The 19,188-nt window shown below is 55.8% G+C and carries 21 protein-coding genes; 16 read left to right on the top strand and 5 right to left on the bottom strand.

All coding sequences use genetic code 11. The annotated features are described in order from the left end of the window. Positions 1-20 precede the first annotated feature (20 nt). The 3 genes from QYE77_RS11655 (at position 21) to QYE77_RS11645 (ending at position 1,823) form a co-directional block, all read left to right on the top strand. Positions 21-722, top strand: a complete 702-nt coding sequence (locus QYE77_RS11655; RefSeq protein ID WP_315625591.1) for a hypothetical protein — start codon at positions 21-23, stop codon at positions 720-722. A gap of 171 nt (positions 723-893) precedes the next feature. Next, positions 894-1,406 carry a DUF4405 domain-containing protein gene (locus QYE77_RS11650; RefSeq protein WP_315625590.1) on the top strand — a complete coding sequence of 171 codons (513 nt, stop codon included), beginning with the start codon at positions 894-896 and terminating at the stop codon, positions 1,404-1,406. 18 nt (positions 1,407-1,424) lie between these two features. Beyond that, complete coding sequence (locus tag QYE77_RS11645) at positions 1,425-1,823, top strand: hypothetical protein (RefSeq protein ID WP_315625589.1); 399 nt, start codon at positions 1,425-1,427, stop codon at positions 1,821-1,823. Positions 1,824-1,896: 73 nt separating this feature from the next. Here QYE77_RS11645 and QYE77_RS11640 read toward each other — a convergent pair whose 3' ends face one another. Beyond that, on the bottom strand, positions 1,897-2,397 hold the full coding sequence (locus QYE77_RS11640; RefSeq protein WP_315625588.1) for an NYN domain-containing protein: 501 nt from the start codon (positions 2,395-2,397) through the stop codon (positions 1,897-1,899). 57 nt (positions 2,398-2,454) lie between these two features. Here QYE77_RS11640 and QYE77_RS11635 point away from each other — a divergent pair, with 57 nt between their 5' ends. Genes QYE77_RS11635 through recR form a run of 5 tightly spaced genes read left to right on the top strand, consistent with a single transcriptional unit; the run spans position 2,455 to position 6,113 of the window. Next, positions 2,455-2,985: a lamin tail domain-containing protein gene (locus QYE77_RS11635; protein ID WP_315625586.1), complete on the top strand. Its 531-nt coding sequence runs from the start codon at positions 2,455-2,457 to the stop codon at positions 2,983-2,985. Between the two features lie 12 nt (positions 2,986-2,997). Beyond that, the gene (locus QYE77_RS11630; RefSeq protein ID WP_315625585.1) at positions 2,998-3,453 is read left to right on the top strand and encodes a DnaJ family domain-containing protein; all 456 of its coding nucleotides are present in this window, start codon (positions 2,998-3,000) and stop codon (positions 3,451-3,453) included. After that, positions 3,431-5,122, top strand: coding sequence for a DNA polymerase III subunit gamma/tau (gene dnaX / locus QYE77_RS11625; protein ID WP_315625584.1), 1,692 nt, complete (start codon positions 3,431-3,433; stop codon positions 5,120-5,122). Before QYE77_RS11630 ends, dnaX begins: the two co-directional genes overlap by 23 nt. A gap of 7 nt (positions 5,123-5,129) precedes the next feature. Further along, the gene (locus QYE77_RS11620; protein ID WP_315625582.1) at positions 5,130-5,480 is read left to right on the top strand and encodes a YbaB/EbfC family nucleoid-associated protein; all 351 of its coding nucleotides are present in this window, start codon (positions 5,130-5,132) and stop codon (positions 5,478-5,480) included. 24 nt (positions 5,481-5,504) lie between these two features. Then, complete coding sequence (recR, locus tag QYE77_RS11615) at positions 5,505-6,113, top strand: recombination mediator RecR (RefSeq protein ID WP_315625581.1); 609 nt, start codon at positions 5,505-5,507, stop codon at positions 6,111-6,113. Between the two features lie 9 nt (positions 6,114-6,122). On the opposite strand, the gene QYE77_RS11610 is transcribed toward recR, so the two are convergent. From QYE77_RS11610 to QYE77_RS11600, 3 genes are all read right to left on the bottom strand, one after another. After that, positions 6,123-8,114: an ArnT family glycosyltransferase gene (locus QYE77_RS11610; RefSeq protein WP_315625580.1), complete on the bottom strand. Its 1,992-nt coding sequence runs from the start codon at positions 8,112-8,114 to the stop codon at positions 6,123-6,125. 307 nt (positions 8,115-8,421) lie between these two features. Further along, positions 8,422-8,643, bottom strand: coding sequence for a hypothetical protein (locus QYE77_RS11605; protein ID WP_315625579.1), 222 nt, complete (start codon positions 8,641-8,643; stop codon positions 8,422-8,424). Then, on the bottom strand, positions 8,636-9,916 hold the full coding sequence (locus QYE77_RS11600) for a hypothetical protein (protein ID WP_315625578.1): 1,281 nt from the start codon (positions 9,914-9,916) through the stop codon (positions 8,636-8,638). The genes QYE77_RS11605 and QYE77_RS11600 overlap by 8 nt, the downstream gene beginning before the upstream one ends. Before the next feature lie 80 nt (positions 9,917-9,996). Between QYE77_RS11600 and QYE77_RS11595 the strand changes: the two genes are divergently transcribed. The 7 genes from QYE77_RS11595 to QYE77_RS11565 are packed head-to-tail and all read left to right on the top strand — an operon-like array spanning position 9,997 to position 15,799. After that, positions 9,997-11,049: an ABC transporter ATP-binding protein gene (locus QYE77_RS11595; protein WP_315625577.1), complete on the top strand. Its 1,053-nt coding sequence runs from the start codon at positions 9,997-9,999 to the stop codon at positions 11,047-11,049. Continuing rightward, the gene (locus QYE77_RS11590; RefSeq protein WP_315625576.1) at positions 11,009-11,860 is read left to right on the top strand and encodes an ABC transporter permease; all 852 of its coding nucleotides are present in this window, start codon (positions 11,009-11,011) and stop codon (positions 11,858-11,860) included. The genes QYE77_RS11595 and QYE77_RS11590 overlap by 41 nt, the downstream gene beginning before the upstream one ends. Before the next feature lie 22 nt (positions 11,861-11,882). After that, positions 11,883-12,737, top strand: coding sequence for an ABC transporter permease (locus tag QYE77_RS11585; protein ID WP_315625575.1), 855 nt, complete (start codon positions 11,883-11,885; stop codon positions 12,735-12,737). Positions 12,738-12,761: 24 nt separating this feature from the next. Next, entirely contained in the window at positions 12,762-13,316 is a 555-nt protein-coding gene (locus QYE77_RS11580) for a methylated-DNA--[protein]-cysteine S-methyltransferase (RefSeq protein ID WP_315625574.1), read from the top strand. Then, positions 13,294-14,199 carry a DMT family transporter gene (locus QYE77_RS11575; RefSeq protein WP_315625573.1) on the top strand — a complete coding sequence of 302 codons (906 nt, stop codon included), beginning with the start codon at positions 13,294-13,296 and terminating at the stop codon, positions 14,197-14,199. The genes QYE77_RS11580 and QYE77_RS11575 overlap by 23 nt, the downstream gene beginning before the upstream one ends. 3 nt (positions 14,200-14,202) lie before the next feature. Beyond that, positions 14,203-15,120 (top strand): GTPase Era, encoded by a 918-nt coding sequence (gene era, locus QYE77_RS11570; protein WP_315625571.1) that lies wholly within the window; start codon positions 14,203-14,205, stop codon positions 15,118-15,120. Between the two features lie 10 nt (positions 15,121-15,130). Then, entirely contained in the window at positions 15,131-15,799 is a 669-nt protein-coding gene (locus QYE77_RS11565; RefSeq protein WP_315625570.1) for a lysoplasmalogenase, read from the top strand. A 2-nt stretch (positions 15,800-15,801) separates the two neighbouring features. On the opposite strand, the gene QYE77_RS11560 is transcribed toward QYE77_RS11565, so the two are convergent. Next, positions 15,802-16,728, bottom strand: a complete 927-nt coding sequence (locus QYE77_RS11560; protein WP_315625569.1) for a YitT family protein — start codon at positions 16,726-16,728, stop codon at positions 15,802-15,804. A 208-nt stretch (positions 16,729-16,936) separates the two neighbouring features. Here QYE77_RS11560 and QYE77_RS11555 point away from each other — a divergent pair, with 208 nt between their 5' ends. Next, positions 16,937-19,177, top strand: coding sequence for an HD domain-containing phosphohydrolase (locus tag QYE77_RS11555; protein WP_315625567.1), 2,241 nt, complete (start codon positions 16,937-16,939; stop codon positions 19,175-19,177). Positions 19,178-19,188: the final 11 nt, after the last annotated feature.

Below are 19,188 nucleotides of genomic sequence, written 5' to 3'. Positions count from 1 at the left end.
CTCTGCCCAAGGAGTAGTCTATGAAGAAACAAACCTTCTGGTTAATCCTGATGTTGCTCATGACAATCGGGTTAGGCGCCTGCGCCAGCGGTAACGCCAATGCCAGCGCGCCAAGCACTGCTTCCTCAAATGTAGCCCGGCGAGGCACCCCCCAACCGTTTAACTTCGCTAACCTGCCTTTGGAAAGTAAATTGGCAATTGGTATCCTGAAACTAGAAGAGACCAATTTGGCCATTACCCCTGACCAAGCCAGGACCTTGCTCCCGTTTTGGAAAGCCGTCAAAACTCTCAGCACCAGCGCAACCACCTCTCCGGATGAACTCAATGCGGTTTACCGCCAAATCGAGGAAGCCTTGACCACTGAACAGCGCAATTACATCCAAACCTTGCAAATGACCCAAGAAGACCTCCAGAACCTGATGGATTCCCTTGGCATCCAAAGCACTTTTGAGGGTGGAAACGGGAACTTCGCCAACCTTAGCGAGTCGGAGCGTGCCACCCGGATCGCCCAGTTTCAGGCTCAGCGTTCTGCCGGAGGTGGTGAGCCTGTTGGACCCGGTGCTCCCGGCGGGGAATTCGGTTTTGGTCCCCCTGCTAATGCCACTACCACCACTCAACGCACCCCCAACCCCACTCAAGCCGCCATGCGTCGCAATTTTGGCCTGAATCGCCTGTTCCTCGACCCGTTGATTCAAATGCTGGAAAAGAAAGCCAGCGGATGATCCACACCGGAGGCTGAGACCACCACCAGGGGGTGACAATGATCACCCCTTGGTGATTTAAAAACCATTGATCACCAAAATTATCCACATATATATCAGGTCTAAACCCAATCTGAATGATGACCTTGCAAAATATGGAACGCAAGATTTGAAAATTATGGAGTGTCTCGTATGCACAAGACAAATCTGTTCCTGGATCTGACCCTGCTGACCGTATTTTTGGTGATTATGTCACCCCCGCTCACCGGGATTCCATGGCACGAGTGGCTGGCCATCGGGTTGAGCGCGGCAGTAATCATTCACCTTCTGCTCCATTGGGAGTGGATCACCCATGTCGGGGCATCCTTCTTCAAAAAAGTTTTTCACCGTTCTCGGCTGAAGTTCATTGTGGATGCCTTATTATTCGTGGCATTTACCCTGGCCATGTCTAGCGGGCTCCTAATCTCGCGCAGCGTCCTACCAACTCTGGGCTTGCATATCGCTCGCAATACCATCTGGCGTGGCCTGCACAATCTCACCGCCAATCTGACCTTGTTCCTGGTGAGCCTGCACTTCGCTCTCAATTGGGATTGGGTTACCGGAATGATAAGGCGCTATGTGCTCAAACCCCTCTTGAATCTCAGATCAGCGCGTAAGCCAGTTGTTTCGATTGAACCGAACCCACCACAGCAATCAACCCATTAAAGTTCAGGAGGTTCCACCATGCTCAAGATTATTTGGCGTACCTTACTGATCCTAGGAACGGCTATCGGCCTCTCCGTTCTTTTCTACCATGCCGTCAATGCCGGTTGGTTGCCAGGGATTGGCTTGCAACCCGTTTTTGAGGAGGATCGTCGGCTTAACTTTGTCTTCGCAGACCAGTCTGGCCTCCGCGATCCGGCTGGTACAAATCGCAATGTATTCCCTTTCAGGTCTGAATTCAACGGCCGAGATTTCAACCGACGTGACTTTGATCGCGACTTTCGCACAGAAGGCACTTTCATCCAGGGACTGGCCGAGGTGGTGCGCAACCTAGGGCTCATTGCCCTCACGGTTATTGGGGTCACACTGATCAACGCAATGTTCCGTCTTAGACAGCGGAAAGCCACACCCCAGACTTAAACGGGACTTTCGTTGGCATCCCCTTCTCCTCTTTGCTTGTCCTCGCTTCTACGTGCATTGGAAGCGAGGGCTTTTATTTGGGCTTAGACGACGAACGACGGTTGGTCTTTTTTTCTCCGAATAGACGCAGCCAGTAGTCCACTTCTTCCGGCGAAAGCGGCGCTTCTTTGGAACTCGGCTTTGCCGGTGCAGACGAGTCAGTCGCCTGAAGCCATCGGGCAAATTCTTCTGCGGATACCACGCGTGCGCCATGGGCTCGCGCTTCAGCCTGGACGCGGTGGTCGGAGGACACTACCGTCCAGTTACGCGCCTCTCCCCCCAGCGACCTAAGGCGGCGCGCAATCGCCTCATCCGCCGTCAAACCCTGGCGCACAAAATGCACCAAAACCCACCCTGAACGGTGTGAACCCGCCATGCCCGGTGGCGCTTGATCGAAGAAAACTTCTGCCCGCTTGCGCTGGTGCCGGCACAGGGCCTGCACCACCTCAACCAATCGCATCTCATCATCCGGATCTGCCAGGCTCAGTCCCGGAATCTTGGGGATCAGGTTGTGCCCATCAATCAGGTAAGCCATCGCACTCTCAACCCTCATTTTAGCCCAATTTATGCTATTATTCAGCACAGGATATCTATGCTCAAACGTCTACTTCCCTATATCCTGCTTAACATCCTGGTCTCAGCGCTGACGACCCTAATCGTACTCACTTTGTGGGATCGGGCACAGCGTCCGGCGCCGTTGGCAGGTCAATCCCTCTCTACCTCTCCGGCAATGCTTCTCGCGCCAACGCAGACACTGCTCTCGGCATCACCTTTTCTGCCCTCACCCACCCCTACCCTTCCCTCCTTAGACCAGGCTTGGATCACCATTGCTGAGGTGCTTGCCCCGGGCGATGTGGCGCACGAAGCCATCCTCCTCAAGCGATTAGGTGAAGGCGATTTATGGCTAAAAGGATGGCGTTTGGTTAACCCCCGTGGGCAAGCGTTTGAATTCCCTAACCTTACCCTGAGCCCTAATGGATCGGTGCGTATCTACACCCGGCGGGGCAATAATACCGTTATTGAACTCTATTGGGGTCTGGAAACCTCCGCCTGGCAACGTGGCGACAAAGTACGCCTGTTAGATCCCGAGGGCAACCTGCGGGCAGAGTACATCATTCCGTGAAGGAAGGACCCTATGGACGTGTTAGAACGTCTGGCTGAAGAAAAAATCCGTGCCGCGATGGAAGCCGGCGCATTCGATCATTTACCCGGGCGTGGTAAACCTCTCAACCTTAATGACAATCCTTACGAACCACCTGAATGGCGGCTGGCGTTCCATCTTCTCCGCACCCATGGCTTTACTTTACCTTGGATTGAGATTCGCCGCGAGATTGAGGCCGACCTGCAAGCCGCGCGGGCCGAATTAGCCCTGGCCGCTAACCAGCCCAATTGGGAAAAGGCTCAGGCACACTTTCGCGCCCGATTGACCATGCTAAATAAACGCATTTTCAATTACAATTTACACGTCCCGTTGGAGCAGTTTCAGTTACCGCTCTTGAACCTTGATGCGGAAATTGAGCGGGTTTTCCAGCAGGTCCGTCCGTGCCAATCCTCAGAAGAGGGAGAGCATGCCCCAAGCGCTTTATCGTAAATGGCGCCCCCGTCTATGGGAACAGGTAATCGGCCAGGAGCACGTGGTGCAGACCTTGCGCAATGCCGTGCGCAGTGGGCGCATTGCCCACGCTTACCTCTTTGCTGGGCCCCGTGGCACTGGTAAAACCACCACTGCGCGCCTGCTTGCCAAAGCCCTTAATTGTCTTGACCCCGATCCTGCCCACCGTCCTTGTGATCAATGTGGACCATGCCAGGCCATCAATGAGGGTCGTTTTTTGGATCTGATTGAGATTGATGCCGCTTCCAACACCAGCGTTGAGGATGTGCGCGACCTGCGCGACAAGATCAACCTGGCCCCGGGAGAAGGGCGGTATAAGGTCTACATTATAGACGAAGTGCATATGCTCTCCACCGCCGCCTTCAACGCGCTGCTCAAAACTCTGGAAGAACCACCCCCACACGCCATCTTCATCCTTGCTACCACCGAGATTCACAAAATTCCTCCCACCGTTCTCTCGCGCTGCCAACGGTTCGAATTCCGGCGCATTCCTTTGTTTCAAATCGTCGCGCATCTCAAATCATTGGCGCAACAAGAAGGGATCGAGGCCGAGGAGTCGGCCCTGGCACTGATTGCCCGCCAAGCGACTGGTAGTCTGCGCGATGCCATTTCTCTCTTCGATCAATTGGCCGCCAGTGACCAACCCCTGACACTGGCCGCGGCACAAGCCCTTTTAGGTACAGCGACCGATCAGCGCGTAGTGGATTTGACCGAAGCGATCCTGCAACGTGACGCTGCCCGAGGCCTGCATTGCATCCATCAAGCGCTAGAAAGCGGCGCTGATGCCCGCCAATTTGCCCGCCAGACGGTAGATTATCTGCGCAACCTGATGCTGATCCTGATGGGCAACGCCGATCACATCGAAGCCACCCCTGAACAACGCAGCCAAATGGCCGAACAAGCGCACCGCTTCACCCTGTCTTATTTGATAGAAGCAATTCAGCAGTTCAATCAGGCGGCTACTGAAGTCCGCTCTGCATGGCACCCCGCTTTACTGCTGGAATTAGCCCTGGCCCAAACCTTGGCCTTTGAACCTCAACCCCAACCAGAGGCCGTCCAAGTATCCTCCCCACACCCTGGACCTGTTGTGACTGCACCTGAGGTTAAATCTACGCTCACACCACCCTCTCCATCCAAAGCAACTTCCGCACCGGTGCACACAGCCAAAAGCGCCCCCTCCACACCGCATCCTACGCCTCCCCCTCCGACCCCGGTGGAAACTCCACCCTCAATCACCGCCGAGAGTGCCAGCACCTCTGCACCCACCGAAAACTTGCCGGATACAAAAAAAGTGCTTCAACATTGGGCGCGCATTCGTGCTCTTATCAAAGGACGTCGCACCCAAACCGAAGCCCTTTTAAACTCTTGCAAGGTCGTTCAAGTGCACAATGGCGCCTTAATTCTGGGATTCGCCACCGAAATCCTTAAATCAAAAATGGAGGCGGGTGAGAATATTGCGCTTACCCGGGCAGCCATTCGGCAAGTTCTGGGCGTGGATTTACCCATCGTTTGCACCGTGGTCGGCAATAAAGCCACCACGCTACCGGAAGAATTCGGCATCGAGCCTGATGGCATGGTCAGCACCGCCCTCAACTTGGGGGCAAAAATCGTTAAACGCGAACCAAATCCAACCCATGATCAGGAGTGAACAACACATGGCGAAAGGTAAAGGTATTCCGCGCGGTTTCGGCGGCCTCCCGACTCAAGGCGGGGGCATGATGGCCCAAATCAAGCGCTTACAAGAACAAATGGAAGCTCTGCAAGCCCAACTCGCCGAAGAAACGGTGACCGCTTCAGTTGGAGGTGGCGCCGTCAAAGTGACCATGACCGGCGCCCAGGTCTGTCGGGGCGTCGAAATTGACCCCGAGTTGCTCAAAGACCTGGATGTGGAGATGCTTCAGGATTTACTGGTAAGCGGGATTAATTTAGCCCTGGAACAATCGCGCAAGTTGGCCGAAGAGCGGTTGGGACCGCTCAGCGCTGCGTTGGGCAACCTGGGTCTCTAGCCCCAGGGATGAGCGGAGGATACCATGGCGGTCTTGCCCGAACCGGTGCAAAATCTCGCTCTGGCGTTTGAGCGTCTGCCGGGGATCGGCCCTAAAACGGCAGCACGGCTGACCTTCTATCTCCTACGTGCCCCGGAAGAGATTTCACGGCAATTGGCTGAAGCATTGCTCGCCCTCAAAAGCCAGACAGCGTTATGTGAAAATTGCTTCAATATTACCCGCGCCGGTCAGTCATTATGCGAGATATGCGCCGACCCAGAACGGGACGAAAGCCTGATTTGCGTCGTGGAGGAGCCGCTGGATGCCCTGGCCATCGAACGCACGGCCGCCTTCAAGGGCCGCTATCACGTTCTGCATGGTGTGCTCTCACCCATCGAGGGCATTGGCCCCGATGATCTGAAAATCCGTCCGCTGCTAGAACGGGTACAGCGCGGGGGTGTGCGTGAGATAATCCTGGCTACCAACCCCAGCCTGGAAGGGGATGCCACCGCGCTCTACCTTCGTCAGCAACTCCTGCCCCTGGGTGTGCGTGTCACCCGCCTGGCGCGCGGCTTGCCGGTGGGGGGCGATCTGGAATACGCCGACCAGAACACGCTGTTGCGCGCCCTGGCCGGGCGTCAGGAGATGGACTGACCCTCGCCCTTAGGGTTGCGTGGGCAAGCGATACAAGGCATGTGCGCCCCAGTCCTGCTCTAAGATCAACAAGGGAAGCGTTTGTTCCAGTCCATCCAAAATACTAAGCGGATAAGGGCGATTATTATCGTGTCGTAAAAAGTCCACCCCCGCCCGATAGACCAAGACATGCGTGAATCCCATCTCACGCCAAGTGCGCAGAATCGCCTCAGGGGAACTATAAGCCATCCAATCCAACGGCCAGCGATCTAACGACTCATCCGGTAAACACTGCGGCCAGCAATAGAACCCACGGGGTTCGTAGAGCGATAACACCCGACTCCCTTGAGGTAGGGTTGGCAGCGTCTGCATGGCAAGCCCGAAACTCCCCAAATTGGTGCGGAGATAGGCCTCGTTAGAAATTCTCCCGGTGACCGCCTCGACCACCCGGCTATCCAGAGTCACGATGACAGCTTGATAAACCCCCAGCGCCAAAACAACCCCAATCGCTGTCATGACCAGGCGCCGCACTCGCACCCCCAACCATACTTGAGTCCGACTACCCCATTCGCCCATTGCCGCCAACCCTGCCCAGGCCGGCAGTATCCCAAAGTAAAAGCGCGTCTGTTGAAGCAGGCTGGATATGCGTCCCCCGACCGCCCAGATAGCCCAGCCGCTTACAAATAAGACTGCCATAACCACGAATGCCAACCGCTGGGTTGGATTCGCCTGACGCCAGGCCAATCCGGCCAATCCGCTCAGCAGCAAGAGTAAGGGGCCGATGTCGGCACTGTAACCCTCTGCCCCTTCTAGCCCCAAGTAGGTCGCGCGCACCGGCAAAAACAACGTGTCCCCAACAGGGTGGCCGAAAACCTGAGCGTGCTGCAACAAACGGAGCCGAAACGACGTTACCACACCACTCGAAAAAAGCAAGGGATAAACAGGGTTACCGGTCAGGATGAGGTTCTTGAGCAACCACGGTAAAACGGCAATAACTGCCGGGAGAACAAAACGCACGAATGCCGCAAGAATAGGTTGTTTATGACGCCGAGCACGGATCAGAATAACGGCCATGCCCCCCACTCCCAACACGCCGGCGGTATATTTCACGCCCAAACCCAACCCCACCATGACTCCGGCCAGGCTCAACCAATGGGGATCGCGGTGCTGGCACCAGGCATGTAAGGCGATCAAAGTACCCACACCGTAAAGTAATACCAGCCAATCCACATAGCCCCAGGCCATCCCCTGCCACACGCTTTGCCCAATCAGCAAAGCGCTGATCCCCACCCACGCAGCACGTGCATCTAGAATGCGGCTCAGCCACCCCAAGAGACCAACCAGCGCCACTCCACTCAACACCCAACCAAGCGCTGTTGCCGCTTCCGTGCCCGCCCAGGCCATGGCCCAGGTGTAGAGCATCTCCCCATTCTGGGGCAGACCGCTACGCAAAATCCAGGGCACATCCCCAATTCGTCCCGCGCTGAGATAAACCCGGGGTAAGAGCAGATGATATATCAGGGCATCCCATTTCAAGGGCGGCGCTAGTGCAAACATTAAGGCGATGAACATCAAAGCGCCGCTGCTTAGAGCCAGCACCTGGCCAGCACGGGTGGCCGAAGCCCATAAAGGCTTAAGCGCACGCCATTCCCCTAACCAAGACCAGATGTCCCGCCGCAACACGATCAGAAGCGCCACCCCGCTCAACCTAAACAGCCAGGGACTTATCCCCAGTGTTACTCCTATCACCAAAGTCGCCAAGGCTAACAAACCCGCCCCTAGCGCAGCCTGGAGCGCTACTTGTTCCAGGGGGGAAAGTATGCTCAATGGAAATAAGCGCCGCCCCAGGCCTCCCATTAGCGCTACCAGCACCACTGCACAGCCCAACTGTCCTGCCGCCTGCAGTAGCCTCAACCCTTCGGACGAGGTAAAAGGCTTGTGCACGGCGTAATATAACCCCAGACTGAGGGATAACCACAAAAGAAGCAAGGTTAAACTCATTATCTGTCGACGTGACGGCATCGTCTCTAAACCATCCCTGAAAATGAGGTCATTTCAATTATAGGGGAAACGACAAAACCTTCGACCCAAGCAAGATCGAAGGTTTTATAGTAAATAAAACGAGGGTTAAATCGTAGCGAGCCGGAGACGCCGACTCCGGCTCGCTATTTAAGGAGGAGAAGAAGAGAAGTCGCCCTTGCCTGTATATTAGCACAAATCAGATCAGTTTTCTTGACGCAAAACCTACGCTTAACCTACGCACACCTTACAATTACCTGACAAATTCTCCTCACCACCTGGATTTAATGGGATTTCCTGTCCATCAGTTCTAGTGCAACCAAGGCCCCAAAAAGGCATTGACGATACGTGTCAAGCCAAAAGATAATGTTACCGAACGGCTATTGTTCTGCCAAAAGATAATGTTACCCAAGCGGCCACTCCTTTCAGGGAAGGTGGGATGGAAAAGCTGAATGTCAAAGAACAATCTGGCCAGTTGGCCTTCGGGGGTGCCACACAAGCGCTGATAGCCAACGACCAGCCGATCAGACATGTGAATGCTCTGGCTGTTGTAAGGTCAGGCGGACATCCTCCACCTGACCCTCTGGAGCACAGGGCAGGTGGGCGAGGCGGTCAACCAGCGCCTGGATCTCTTCACGCAAGCGCATGGGATTGGTTTGCTCACGCAGGGCCAGGCAGGCCGCCTGTTTCTCCGGGGAGAGTGCACCGGCCTGGATGAGCCGTTCGAGAGGCGGGATGGCAGGAGCGTACATACGTTTGACTTTGGCAGGCGTTTGTTCGGAGCGGATGCGTTTTTCTTGCAGGCGCAGGACGGGCTGGAAGAAGTTATGGTATAGCCAGAGTTTGTCATAGAGTTGGTTGAGCAAATGGGTCTGTTCCACCGTGTCCAGCCGACCATAGCCGACATAGGCGCGCACCAGCGAGAAGTTGTTTTCTTCCACAAAGCGATTGTCGTTCTTGTGAAAGGGACGGCTGCGCGAAACGTCTGCTTTCACTTTGTCCTTCCAGTAACGCAGGAGATGGGCGTTCAGGAACTCGCTGCCGTTATCCGGGTGCAATTCGCGGATTGCGAAGGGTAAACGCTGGCGAATGCGCTCAAAGCCGTCCTGCATGACCAGCCAGGAGCGTCCCAGCACTGCCACACACTCACTCCAGCCACTGGCCACGTCCACCAGTTGCAGGGTGTGGACGTATTGTCCCTGGGAGCTTAAGCCGCAGTGGTGCACCAGGTCGACTTCCAGGTGCCCGGGCTGACGTTCCTCCCAGGCAATGCGCCGCATCGGGATGAACGACTTCACGCTGGAAGTCGGGGCCGGGCGTCCCACCCGATGCGCCAGGCGCTGGGCAGCCCGTTGCGAAGCCGGCAAGCGCCGCCGCACACTGGAAATGCTGATCTTTCCCAGCAATTCCAGCGTTGTCTCGCTCAGGAGCAATTCACCGTGCGCTTGCAAGTGCCTGGCCATCCAGACCAGGTTCGGTTGCAGACGTTCGGCACAGGGATAATCCAGACTGCGAGCGATCACCGCAATCGCCGCATCTACCTCCGGCCCATACCTCTTGCCGCGCTCCCGCTTACGCCGCTTGCGTCCTAGCTCCCCATTCAGCAAACGGATCAGCGATTTGCGGTGCAGGCCGGTCACGGCCTGGGCTTCATCCAGCAGACGGCTGCGCTCTTTGCGCCCTTCCGCCCGCCAGTACCGCAGCCGTATCTTGTGTAAGTACTTGCGACGCTCATCTACGGTCATTGGATCGGTTTCGGCCATCTCGTTCACTCCGGTAACATTTTCTTTTGAGTGAACGATCATACCTCGGTAACATTTTATTTGATAGAATGCGCGATATTGAACATTCCTTCTACAATCAAACCCTGGAGGTCTGGATAAACGTGAACATCGAATCGCCCCTCAACACGCTTGCCATCAAAACCGAAGCATTAACCCGCATCTACAAGATTCGCGGGGCTAAAAAGGGTGAATTACGCGAACGTGTTGCCCTCGAAGAGGTTAACCTCAGCGTACCCCGAGGTGAACTCTTCGGGCTTTTAGGGCCAAACGGCGCCGGAAAAACCACCCTGATCAAAATATTAACCACCCTGCTTGCCCCAACCCGGGGTCAAGCCTGGGTCGCTGGCTACGATGTCGTGCGGGAAGCGGATAAGGTGCGTCCGCGCATCAATATGGTCTCTGGAGGCGAAACCTCCGGCTATGGGTTGCTCACCGTGCGTGAGAATCTCTGGATGTTTGCCCAGTTCTATGGCATTCCCAGCCGCCTTGCGCACCAACGCATTCAAATGCTATTGGAGATGATCGGCTTGGCCGACCGTGCCAACACCAAATCATCCGATCTTTCGACCGGGTTGCGCCAGAAGATGAACATCGTGCGCGGCTTTATGACCGATCCCGAGGTACTTTTCCTGGACGAACCCACGCTTGGCCTGGACGTTCAGGCTGCACGCGAGGTCCGCGCGTTCATCCGCCACTGGATGGACGAAAACCCCCAACGCACTATTCTACTCACCACCCATTACATGCAAGAAGCAGAGGAGTTGTGTGATCGTGTGGCCATCATCCACAACGGACGGATTCTGGCCTGCGATACCCCGGAACATCTCAAGCAACAGGTTCAACACGAGGCCATCTTCCAACTCGTGGTTGATCCTGATCAAGCCCTAAACCTTCCAGCCCTGGAAACTTTGCCGGGGGTTTTGCGACTGCACCAACAATGGCACAATGGCGGACTGGAGATTGAAATCTCCCTGGCCGAGGAAAGCGTGCTACCCCAGGTCATCGGCGAACTTGAACGCCAGCAGGCACACCTGCGCAGCCTGCAAAAACGCCAGCCTTCATTGGAAGACGTTTTCGTGCAACTGGTCGGGTTACGCATGGAGGAGGTAGAGCGTGAGCGCGGTAACGGTTACCACGCCGATCCGCAAGAATAGCGGCTGGCGTCTGTTTCTGCAAACGGTCATCGGCCGGGCTTACCCCCGAGTTATCGGGCAACAGCGCGAGAAATCCTGGCTGATCTTTGAGGTGCTTCTGCCCCTGATTAACGTGGCGGCTTACGTGTACGTCTATCGGGCGATCGGGGCCCCTGAAGACTATGTCGGCTTTGTCGTCATCGGCGGGGCGATGATTGCCTTTTGGATGAACGTACTGTGGAGCATGTCAAGCCAGTTGTACTGGGAAAAAGAGCAGGGCAACCTGGCACTTTACATTATTGCCCCAACCTCGCTGATGGCAATTTTGCTGGGCATGGCGATCGGGGGCATGATCGCTACCCTGCTCCGCGCCGGTGCCATTATTGCCTTAGGCACCCTGCTGTTTAACGTGCACTACGTAATCATCAACCCCTGGCAACTACTGGCCGTGTTTGCCCTTACCATGATTGCCCTTTACGGGCTAGGGATGATGACCGCTTCGGTCTTCTTGCTCTTCAGCCGCGAGGCCTGGCACTACGTGAATCTGGCCATGGAGCCGGTCTACTTACTCTCAGGGTTCTATTTCCCCCTGAAAAACCTGGGGTTTTGGGTGGCTTTAGGGGCTTCGGTTATTCCCCTCTCGCTCGGTCTGGATGCCATGCGCCAATTGGCCTTCCGCAGTGGCCCCAGTTTGGGCTTCTTAAGTGTGCCACTGGAAATTGCCATATTGGCAGTGCTCTCGGTCATTTTTCTGATTGCCGCCCGCTGGCTTCTGGCTACGCTGGAGCGCCTGGCGCGCGAGGAAGCCCGACTAACCGAAAATCGGCGTTAAAATACCCTCATAAGGTTTATTTATGCTCCGTTCCTCAGCACTACGTTCATTCCGAATGGCCGCCTGGTTGGGTTGGCAAATCGAATCCAACTGGACAGATCCTTTCTTATTTGCCATCTATTCAATCATCAAGCCCTTGGCCGCGGCGGGCATTTTGGTCATCATGTATCGCGTGGTCTCCCAACAAGCCTTTGACACCCCTATGTTTGCCTATCTCTATCTGGGCAATGCCTTCTATCAGTATGTCAGCGCGGTGACCACGGGTGTTTCCTGGGCAGTGATCGATGATCGCGAGCATTATCGCACCTTGAAATATATCTATGTTGCGCCCCTGAATATCCCACTTTATCTCTTTGGGCGCGGGATTGCCCGTTTTCTCACGACCACCTTCGCCGTTCTGATTATCATTGCCTTTGGGGTGTGGCTGCTCAAAATGCCCCTCTCGTTGGCCAGTATAGACTGGCCGTTATTTCTGGTCAGTTTACTACTGGGTACCGTCATGCTGGCACTGGTCGGCTTGCTCCTAGCCGGAGTAACGTTGCTCACAGCACGCCATTCCTATTACATTGGGGATGCCGTTGCCGGAGCGCTTTTTCTCTTCACCGGCGCCATCTTTCCCCTGGAGGTCTTGCCGGCTTATCTGCGTCCCATCGGCTACGCCCTTCCAATTACCTACTGGCTAGAACTGATGCGCCGCGCGCTGGTCGGTCAGGTCGCTCAAGCCTTTCCAACGTTTAGCAACGTCAGTAGTGCTCAATTGTTGGGTTGGCTGGCTCTGATGACCCTGGCATTGGGAGTCGTCAGTTGGGCCGTTTTTCGCTGGTGTGAACGGGTAGCTCGTGAACAAGGGCTCATTGACTATACCTCGAATTACTAACCTTCCCGAAAGCGAGGCTTATTCATGTCTAAAACTCGTTTGAGCACCTCTCAGTACCTCCTGGAAGATGGATTTCCCCTGGCAACAGGTTACCTAGAAACTTCTCCCATTGGACCTGTCAGTATCTGGACAAGCCCCCGCGGTGTCGTACGCCTGATCATTGGGCAGGTCCAAGTCACCACCCACCCCAACGACGACCGAACCGCGCCGACCATTCTTGATCAAGCCTTGAACGAGGTGGCCGCCTATCTGGCGGGCCAACTGCGCCAATTCACGGTGGCGATTGACTGGCAGGTGATCTCGCCCAAGTCTCGCCCGATTCTAGAATACACCTACACGATTCCCTACGGCGAAATACGCACCTACGGGGAGATTGCGTTACACCTGGGCCGCCCCAACGCCGCCCGCGCCGTCGGGAGCGCCATGGCTCATAACCCTATCCCGCTCATCATTCCTTGTCACCGTGTCATCGGCAGCGACCGTTCTCTACACGGCTACGGTGGTGGCGCAGGACTTCCCACCAAGGCATGGCTCTTACAATTGGAGGGACATACCATTGTCAATCAGAGAGTGGTTTAAGTTCATTTTACTGGGATTGATTTGGGGCTCTTCGTTTCTGTGGATCAAAATTGGGGTGCAGGAACTAGGACCATTTACCCTGGTCGCTCTGCGCGTATTTTTCGCGACTCTGGGATTGATGATCGTTGCTCGCCTACACCGGGCACACCTCCCTTGGCGTGAATTCCTACCTGCGTTCTTCATCCTGGGGTTGCTCAACATGGCTTTACCGTTTGTCCTGATCTCATGGAGCGAGCAATATATTTCTTCCGGCATGGCCGCCATCCTCAACAGCACCGTGCCTCTCTTTACCCTTTTAATCGCTCCACTTTTTCTGGCCGATGACCCATGGACGCTTCCCAAGGGATTGGGGTTGCTGGTCGGATTCTTGGGTGTGGTGGTGCTGATGGCCAATCAGGTCCAGGGCGATCTCACCCGCCCCAAACTGGGACAACTGACCATGCTATTGGCCGCCGTCTCTTATGCCACAGCCGCCGTCTATGCGCGCCGAAAAGTGCGCAACTTGACCCCCGAAGTGCAGTCGTTGGGGCAATCCTTTATGGCCACCCTGGTCATGCTCCCCCTGGCGCTTACCATCGAAGCGCCTTTTACCCTACCCCATCAACCCATCACCTGGGTGGCCGCCCTCTGGCTGGGCCTGATGGGCTCGTGCGTGGCAACCTTGCTTTATTATTCCCTCCTCCAATCCATCGGCCCTACCCGCACCACCCTGGTGACCTATATCTTTCCTCTGGTCGGGGTGATCCTGGGCGCCATCTTTCTCCACGAGCGCCCCGATTGGCATCTGCTGGCCGGGGGCTCCCTGATTATCAGTGGTGTGGCCGTCGTCAATTTTCTACGCCCAATGCCGCGTACTCTTCCCGAAATCAAAAAGGATTTTTGAACCATGGACCAAGACCTTTCAACCTACAAAGCCGGTTTTGTGGCCTTGATCGGGCGGCCAAACGTGGGCAAATCTACTCTGCTCAATGCCTACCTCGGGCAAAAAATCGCCGCCGTCTCACCCAAACCCCAGACCACGCGCCGCCGTCAGTTGGGCATCTTAACCCTGGAAAATGCCCAAATCATTTTTATGGATACCCCTGGGCTTCATATCCCCGTTCATAAACTGGGCGAATACATGAACCGCGTCGCTGAAGAGACCCTGGAGGATGCTGACGTCCTGGTTTGGCTGGTGGAAGCTCACCGCCTGCCCGGCGAAGAGGACCGCCTGATCGCCCAGCGCCTGCGCCAGTTACGCCATGCCCCACCTCTCATTCTCGCTCTCAATAAGGTGGACCTGGTCAGCGGTGAAGACTTACCCGCCCAACACGCCGCCTATGCCGAATTGGCCCCACAAGCGGTGCGCACCATCCTGCTTTCAGCCACCACCGGGCAAGGCCGGGATGACCTGCTCCAAGCCATCCTGGAATTCCTTCCCGTGCACCCGCCTTACTATGAACCTGATCAAATCACCGATTATTACGAGCGCGACATTGCCGCTGAATTGATCCGTGAAGCAGCGCTGCTGCACTTGCGCGACGAAGTTCCCCATGCGATTGCCGTCCGTATTGACGAGTACGAAGAACGGGATGAAAACACCGCTTACATTCACGCCACCCTCTTTGTGGAAAAAGAAAGCCAGAAACCCATTGTCATCGGCAAAGGGGGCGAGATGCTTAAAAAAATCGGCACCACCGCCCGCATGGAGATTGAAGCCATGAGCGGCCGCAAGATATTTTTGGATTTGCACGTCAAGGTCAATAAAAATTGGCGTAACCAGCCGGAAGCTCTGCGCTGGCTGGGTTATACCCTGAAACGATGAGGAAGCAACTATGATTTGGTTTGGGGTGATGGCCATCTTCGCTGTTATTGACTGGTGGGCCGTGAGCCGCCAACGCCTGGCGATTCGATATTGGGCGAAACCGGGGGCGTTGCTGGCGCTGATCCTGGCGTTTACCACCCTGGGGGGATGGCAAGAAGCCACCCGCTGGTTTGGAATCGGATTGCTGTTCGCTTTATTCGGTGACGTCGCCTTGCTGATGCCACGTCGCTATTTTCTGTTTGGTTTACTGGCTTTTTTGCTTGCCCATGTCGCCTATATCATCGGCTTCAACCCGACCCCGCCACCGGTGCGGGTTGAAACGCTGGTTGCCACCGCTATTCTGGGCGTTATTACCGCAATGGGCTTCCGCCAACTCGCCCGCGGCCTGAGCCAACGGCCCGAAACGACGGTGTTGCTCCCGGCGGTGATGATTTATACCTTAGCCATCGGGATCATGACTCTCTCGGCCTGGCTGACGTTATGGCGCCCCAACTGGCCGCTTTCGTCCGCCCTGCTGGTAGGCCTGGGGGCTACTCTCTTTTTCATTTCTGATTGGACCCTTGCCAATCACCGCTTAATTGCACCGGTCAAACTTGGCGGGATCATTGTCATTGTCACTTACCATCTTGGGCAAGCCCTGCTCATCGCAGGTGTCTTGCATCAGGCCGGCCTACTCTAACCTCATTGCACGAGTGGCCGAAAACCTTCACCCAAAGCATCATGCGCCTGCCCGATGACCATAAAGGCCCGCGGATCCACCTCGCGCACTAACTCTTTCAATTGATTGACCTCAGACCGGGTGATGACACAATACAACACCGGGCGGGGCGCACCGGTATAACCACCGGTGCCGGGTAAAATAGTGACCCCCCGCTCTAATACGCTCATGATGCGTTGGGTAATTGCTTCAGGGTGATTGGTAACGATCAGCGCCATGCGAAATACGCCCGAGCCTTCCGAAACGGCCTCAGCCGCCACCCCGCTGACGTAGATGACCAACAAGCCATACAGGGCGCGTTCCCAATTGAAAGCAAAGCCCCCTCCAAGCACCACTAAGGTATCGGTGATCAGGTAAGCCTGGGAAATTGAGATGCCCAGGCGATGGTTGAGGATACGCCCCAGGATATCGCTACCGCCACTGGTGCCCTGTCCGCGATAGACCATGCCCAAGCCAATGCCCAGCAAAATGCCGCCGTAAAGGCAATCCAGCACCAGGTCTTGAGTCACTCCCTGGGGAGGGATGAACAAGACTAGAAAATCGGTGAAAAACGAGAAGGTCACAATAGCCAGCGCCGTGCGCCAGGCAAAGCGCATGCCACCCAGGTAGCGCCAGCCCAGGATGAACAGTGGCACATTACCGATGAAGACCATTAACCCAATTGGCCATTGGGTAAAGTGGTTAATAATCTGGGCTGCGCCGCTCACCCCACCACTGACGAGTTGTGCTGGCACCAGGAACAGGCGCATCGCCAAGGCCTGCACCAACCCGCCCAGGATGACAAACCCATGTTCCTGAACCGTCTTCCATGAAAAGTCCAAACCTTTCACCCAGGACTGCAGGGACCAGTCCGGGGGCAAAGGTAGCCAGGGAGCCCGTTGAACACCCATCCCAAAACCTCCAACCGCAAGAATGCCAGCCTATTATACGGAACTCCCCCCAGTTTGGGTAGCCGTTCGGCCAGCGAACACGTGCCATTCAAAGGATTAATCAAATCTGATGAAATTCTTACAAATTTGTAAAGTAACTCTAAGCCGTGACAAACGACTTTACCTATAGACTAATAAAGTGCCGACATCCCATACATCGAGGTATGCTTTGACCCTCGGTCAGCGCGTCTTTCTCATCCTGGTCATCGTTTTATTTTTCACTACCGCGGTGGCTTTCGCCATTTCCCGCGCGATATTTCTCCCTCAGTTTGATCGCCTGGATCATGACTATTTGCATCATCGTATCGAACGTGTGCTCGCAGCATTAGCCGCGGAACAAAATCGCATCAGCGCCTCCACCGCCGATTGGGCCTATTGGAGCGATACCTACGAGTTCATCCAGGGCAGTTATCCCGAATATGTGAATGAGAATCTATCGCCTGAAACGTTCCAAGGACTTCAACTTAACCTGATGCTTTTCTATGATGCCCAGGGCCGTTTGGCTTTTGCCCGCGCCGTGGATCTGGCGAGCCTCACCGAGAGCCCCATCACCCCCAGCCTCGCGGAGCAAATCGGGAGTGTGCGCTACCGGCTCTCGCCCTCCGATCCGCTTTCGGAAGTACAGGGTATCGTGCTCACGGAGGCAGGAGCAATCTTGGTCTCGGCGCGCTACGTTCTACACAGTGACCGCAGCGGGCCCAGCGGCGGTGTTTATATCGCCGGGCGCTGGTTAGATGCCACCGAATGGGATCGGATCGCCGCCTGGAGCGGGCAGAATTTTAACGTCTGGACCCTGCGCGACAACCTCCCCGCCGAGGTCAGCCAGATCTTGACCGGAGTTAAAGACACCTCGCAACCTCATGTTCACCTTGCTCCCAGCCCGGCTCCGCTGGTTCCACCCGCCGAATTGTGGGCATATTTGCCCTTAAATGACCTGTGGGGCGAGCCGGCGTTGGTGCTCAAAATTGTGCATCCGCGCGATGTTTACCTTCAAGGGGTTACCAGCCTGCGCACATTGGGCTTCCTGCTGCTCATCCTCGAGATCCTGCTGGGTGGGGTTATTCTTGTATACCTTCAAACCCGTTACGGTCGCCGCCTGAACCGGTTGATGAACGACGTGGAAGCCATGCGCCGCGAAGGCGACCTCAATCGTCGTTTGGAAGTTACAGGTAGCGATGAACTGGCAACCTTAGCGAGTACCATCAACAACCTGGCCAAAGACCTGGCCGTCGCCCAGTTCTCCCTCCAGGAGAGTAACCGCAGTCTGCAGCAGAGCCTGGCTATCACCCAAACCAGCCTGGAGCGGCTCAATGTGCTGCGCCAGATTGATCAAACCATCGCCAGCGACATCCGTCTAAGGGACAAATTGGTCACCATCCTGAACCTGATTCGCGATGCGTTGCACGTGGGTGGTGTTGCTTTGCTACCAGGGCCCCATGGTTCGTTAGCCTTACCGGCGCCGGTGCTGTCCGAGGGTTTCCCCTTGCCTCATGTGCCCTGGCTTTACCACCTTCCCTCCGCTTGGCTCGAGGCTACAATAACCCAACGGCGTGTTCAGGTGATTCAAAGAGAAGACCTGCTGAGCCTTTCCCACCTCGCCGATTTGAATCCCCATTGGCTCGCTTTAGCGCCCTTGCAAGCGCGCGACCACGATTATGGAATGATGCTCGTCCTGGTCTCACGCCAGGATAAAAGCCCTGAGCCCGATGACGAGTGGTGCACTTTTCTTCAATCCCTGGCGTTGCAAACCGCTATTGCGCTAGAAAATGCCCAACTTTTGCTCACCACTGAGGGTCTCAATGCCGAACTTAAAGCCGCCATTGAAGCCACCCTGTTAGGATGGTCACGGGCACTCGAACTGCGCGACCGCGAAACTCAAGGGCATTCCGAACGGGTGGTACGCCTCTCCCTCGCCCTGGGACGGCGCTTGGGTTTACAAGGGCAGGCTTTGGATGACCTGCGCTACGGGGCTTTACTTCACGATATCGGTAAAATTGGCATTCCGGATAGTATTCTGCTCAAGCCCGGCCCACTTACTCCTGAGGAATGGGCGATCATGCGTCAGCATCCCCAAACCGCTTACGACTTACTTAAAGATATTCCCTTCTTGCGCCGGGCGGTTGAAATCCTGTATGCTCATCATGAGCGCTGGGAGGGTAGCGGCTACCCGCGGGGGCTAAAGGGGGAAGAAATCCCCCTGGGAGCACGCATCTTTGCCGTGGTGGATGTGTGGGATGCTCTCACCAGTGAACGTCCTTACCGCCCCGCCTGGCCGCCTCAACAAGCACGGGCTTATCTCCAAGAACAGGCCGGTGTGCTCTTCGACCCCCAAGTGGTAGCGGTTTTCCTGAGCCTGTTGGATGAAGAATTACCCCCTGAGGAACAACCCACAGTGACCACCCCGGCCTAAAATTATAGGGA

The organism is Thermanaerothrix solaris, from assembly GCF_032334255.1.
GTDB classification, from domain to species: domain Bacteria; phylum Chloroflexota; class Anaerolineae; order Anaerolineales; family Anaerolineaceae; genus Thermanaerothrix; species Thermanaerothrix solaris.
Note: the sequence above shows the minus strand (reverse complement) of the source record. Positions and strands in the feature narration are given on the sequence as shown.

Excerpts from the sequence above, each read along its gene's own strand:
- QYE77_RS11655 (WP_315625591.1), top strand. The coding sequence starts at position 21 with ATGAAGAAACAAACCTTCTGGTTAATCCTGATGTTGCTCATGACAATC.
- QYE77_RS11650 (WP_315625590.1), top strand. The coding sequence starts at position 894 with ATGCACAAGACAAATCTGTTCCTGGATCTGACCCTGCTGACCGTATTT.
- QYE77_RS11645 (WP_315625589.1), top strand. The coding sequence starts at position 1,425 with ATGCTCAAGATTATTTGGCGTACCTTACTGATCCTAGGAACGGCTATC.
- QYE77_RS11640 (WP_315625588.1), bottom strand. The coding sequence starts at position 2,397 with ATGGCTTACCTGATTGATGGGCACAACCTGATCCCCAAGATTCCGGGA.
- QYE77_RS11635 (WP_315625586.1), top strand. The coding sequence starts at position 2,455 with ATGCTCAAACGTCTACTTCCCTATATCCTGCTTAACATCCTGGTCTCA.
- QYE77_RS11630 (WP_315625585.1), top strand. The coding sequence starts at position 2,998 with ATGGACGTGTTAGAACGTCTGGCTGAAGAAAAAATCCGTGCCGCGATG.
- dnaX (WP_315625584.1), top strand. The coding sequence starts at position 3,431 with ATGCCCCAAGCGCTTTATCGTAAATGGCGCCCCCGTCTATGGGAACAG.
- QYE77_RS11620 (WP_315625582.1), top strand. The coding sequence starts at position 5,130 with ATGGCGAAAGGTAAAGGTATTCCGCGCGGTTTCGGCGGCCTCCCGACT.
- recR (WP_315625581.1), top strand. The coding sequence starts at position 5,505 with ATGGCGGTCTTGCCCGAACCGGTGCAAAATCTCGCTCTGGCGTTTGAG.
- QYE77_RS11610 (WP_315625580.1), bottom strand. The coding sequence starts at position 8,114 with ATGCCGTCACGTCGACAGATAATGAGTTTAACCTTGCTTCTTTTGTGG.
- QYE77_RS11605 (WP_315625579.1), bottom strand. The coding sequence starts at position 8,643 with ATGTCTGATCGGCTGGTCGTTGGCTATCAGCGCTTGTGTGGCACCCCC.
- QYE77_RS11600 (WP_315625578.1), bottom strand. The coding sequence starts at position 9,916 with ATGATCGTTCACTCAAAAGAAAATGTTACCGGAGTGAACGAGATGGCC.
- QYE77_RS11585 (WP_315625575.1), top strand. The coding sequence starts at position 11,883 with ATGCTCCGTTCCTCAGCACTACGTTCATTCCGAATGGCCGCCTGGTTG.
- QYE77_RS11580 (WP_315625574.1), top strand. The coding sequence starts at position 12,762 with ATGTCTAAAACTCGTTTGAGCACCTCTCAGTACCTCCTGGAAGATGGA.
- era (WP_315625571.1), top strand. The coding sequence starts at position 14,203 with ATGGACCAAGACCTTTCAACCTACAAAGCCGGTTTTGTGGCCTTGATC.
- QYE77_RS11565 (WP_315625570.1), top strand. The coding sequence starts at position 15,131 with ATGATTTGGTTTGGGGTGATGGCCATCTTCGCTGTTATTGACTGGTGG.
- QYE77_RS11560 (WP_315625569.1), bottom strand. The coding sequence starts at position 16,728 with ATGGGTGTTCAACGGGCTCCCTGGCTACCTTTGCCCCCGGACTGGTCC.